Annotated in this window: 3 protein-coding genes and 1 pseudogene; 1 reads left to right on the top strand and 3 read right to left on the bottom strand. The window is 52.1% G+C overall.

Translation table 11 applies throughout. From position 1 onward, the window contains the following. Positions 1-152: 152 nt before the first annotated feature. Positions 153-494 (top strand): hypothetical protein, encoded by a 342-nt coding sequence (locus tag VGM55_RS12205; protein WP_331635603.1) that lies wholly within the window; start codon positions 153-155, stop codon positions 492-494. A gap of 184 nt (positions 495-678) precedes the next feature. On the opposite strand, the gene VGM55_RS12210 is transcribed toward VGM55_RS12205, so the two are convergent. The 3 genes and pseudogenes from VGM55_RS12210 to VGM55_RS12220 form a co-directional block, all read right to left on the bottom strand. Further along, on the bottom strand, positions 679-1,251 hold the full coding sequence (locus VGM55_RS12210; protein WP_331635604.1) for a tail fiber assembly protein: 573 nt from the start codon (positions 1,249-1,251) through the stop codon (positions 679-681). Positions 1,252-1,253: 2 nt separating this feature from the next. Beyond that, the gene (locus tag VGM55_RS12215) at positions 1,254-2,444 is read right to left on the bottom strand and encodes a hypothetical protein (RefSeq protein ID WP_331635606.1); all 1,191 of its coding nucleotides are present in this window, start codon (positions 2,442-2,444) and stop codon (positions 1,254-1,256) included. After that, positions 2,431-2,773 (bottom strand): annotated as a pseudogene (locus tag VGM55_RS12220) (phage tail protein); the annotation flags it as partial. The pseudogene VGM55_RS12220 and the gene VGM55_RS12215, both read right to left, overlap by 14 nt.

A 2,773-nucleotide genomic window follows, 5' to 3' on the forward strand; every position in this document is an offset into this window, starting at 1 on the left:
GAGTCGTATTCGTTCTGACTCTCCAGAACCATACGGATGGCCCGCTGGCGGACCTCAGGGGAAAAACGCGTATTTTTAGTCATCCTGTTTGCCTCTTTCTCAAGGAGTTTAGTCTCCAGGATTTCCGGGGCGGTTCAGTGAGGCATTGATTGATGAACTTCAACGATCTTGAGTTCAACGCCATTAAGGCAGAAGTCGAGTCCTTCCTCAGAACAATGAGCCCCGGAAGAGCTGCTCTCGATAAACCCAATATTATCTTCCGCATTGATGAGCAGGCCGTTGAGTTTTGTGAGATTCCGGTTGCATGGCGCTCGACTACGAACAGAAAAAATATTCACCCGTTCGCCAGAATCACCTGGAATCAATCCGGGAATGTCTGGATGCTCAACATGTTATCAACCTACAATACGTGGGAATACTATAATGGCTTTTTATCCCTGAGTGACGCTCTGGAGACCATCAGAGCAGACAGATTCAGCTATTTTCTTGATTAGTGTTCCGGAGTCATTCGCTCATGTCGGATAAAAGCCTGCTGGCCCCCGTTCTCCTTACCCTGTTTATATGCGTCGCATTAGGGATATTTCTCCGTCTTGATCGTTACTTTTTCCGCCAGGGAAGAAAAAAGAAATAAATATAGCCTCCGGTACAAAATGTGTGGAGGGGACCCTTTTCGTATGTTTAAACACTCGTTTTTTCCGGCCACCTGACATCCGGCGCAGCACTGACATCCACACGATTCAGCATGACGCGGTACGTTTTCCAGGTTTTGAGTAGCTGTAACTCTTCCTCCGTTGCCATCTCAACATCTGATGCATCCTGCAGCGGTGCTATCACGTGTGCGGCTTCATCAAGCAGTGCTGATTTTGTTTTCTGCGCCTGCGCGATTAACTCCTCTTTCGACCAGATGCGCGGAACCACTTTTTTACCGTCGAATACCCATTCCCCGCGCCTGATGCTGAAGCCCTCCGGTAACTTCTCGCTGATTTCTGCAACGCTCATCCCCTCGGGGGAAAACATCGACACGGCATAAATATTGCCGCGTTCCGGCACCGGCTTATCAATAACTGAGCGAATAACATTCTCGCTGTCGTACATGATTTTTATCGTGTTATCCGCAAACCGGGACTGGCACTCATACCAGTCCTGCCCGTCTTCTGATTCGAAAAAACGTATACCGGCAGTGGCATCACCGTATTTTTCAGTGTCTTTTTCGGTGGGTTGTTTAACCCTGAAATTTTTAATATTTTGCATGTTTACCCCTGCGCATTCACCCACCCGCCACGCGTCCAGAACTGTACGGGTTTGTAGCGCACATAAGACTGGTCTTCATTAAAATCTCCTCCTGTCAGCACGTACCCCGCAGGCGCGTCACCGCCCGCGGCAGGCCACCAGGTGGAAATCACCGCGCCCAGCTGCACACTGGAAACAAAGTTCTGCGACGTCCAGCTCTGTACTTCACCAATACGCTGATTCACCCAGTCCCATGTTGAGCGGGTGTTAATATTGTTGTCCCGCGCGGCAAGCTGACCATTTGCCCAGTCCCATGTGGCACGGGTATTGATGTTGTTATCCCGCGCGGTAAATTGATTAGCGAGCCATGTGCTCAGCCAGCCCCCCCAGATTTCGCCATTGATATTACCGCCTGGCTCGAAAATCGCCCTGCCTGCATAAACGCTGGCGCCTGCGCGAATGGAGCCGTTCGCGGTAAAGGAGTTATCATTGGGGTTAAACATCCAGATATGGTCGCGTCCCTGGTCATCGAGAATATGAATACAGCCGGATGGAAAATCATTTTTTCCGGAGACCAGCACCCCGTAACTGATGGCGGCCTGATACCCGGTACCCGTCGTCTGCACGGTCGCTTTGGTCATGGGCAGATACACGTTCCCGCCGGCGCTGTAACCGGCGGAATAAAACAGGGCACGCCGGTCAGCCAGCTGGCTCTGAAAAGCACCACCGCCGGGCCACGCGCCCTCTTTTGTTGAATAGTGACTCGCATTATCGAGCCAGGCCACATCACCACCCGCAACCGGAACAGCACCGACATTCGCTGCAGTGGCATGGCCGTTGACTAACACACGCCCCTCCGTCGCATCCCCTTTAGCGGTCTGGACATCCTTTACGGCCGCCTTTCCCAGCCCCAGGTTAGAACGGGCGACGGCCTTATCAACCAGGTCAGAAAGATTTCTGTTTCTGATTAGCGCGTCAGGAATTTTTGAATCGACTAATGTCTGAATAGCCTGGTAGAGCTGATCATGCTGCTCTTTGTTCAGCGCCAGCCCGGAGGATTCAATCACATGACAAATTTCCTCCTGAAGAGCATCCCACATTTCGCTGTTCAGATCTGTGGCCCGGCGTCCGGTGGAAGGGTCACCGCTGGTAAACCCATTTTTACCCGCACCAAATTTATCGGGTTGTGCTGTTGGGGTGTCAATTCTGTGCATCTTTCGTTCCTTCCGGATAAGCAAAAACAACGACGGTGTGAGAGGGACAAAGCTTGTCGATAACGCATTCAGCTACCGTGTCGCCCCAGGTGCGGATTGCCGAGTTACAGGCGCTGATGCAGGTTTGCCAGGCCACGTTTGCGTCTGCCGGGATATTCACCTGCCAGTAGAAGCGGTATTTGTCGCCCCACTCCGGGTCCGGGCTGGCATCAAGGTTCTGAAACTGGTCAATTGTCGCGGTTTCATAACCCAGGGCGTCGAGCTGGTTACGATAAAACTGTTCATTAATACCGCCGATCACGTTGGCTCTGGCGTCAAGCCGCTGCTGC

Source organism: Cedecea sp. (genome assembly GCF_036500665.1).
Classification (GTDB): domain Bacteria; phylum Pseudomonadota; class Gammaproteobacteria; order Enterobacterales; family Enterobacteriaceae; genus Cedecea.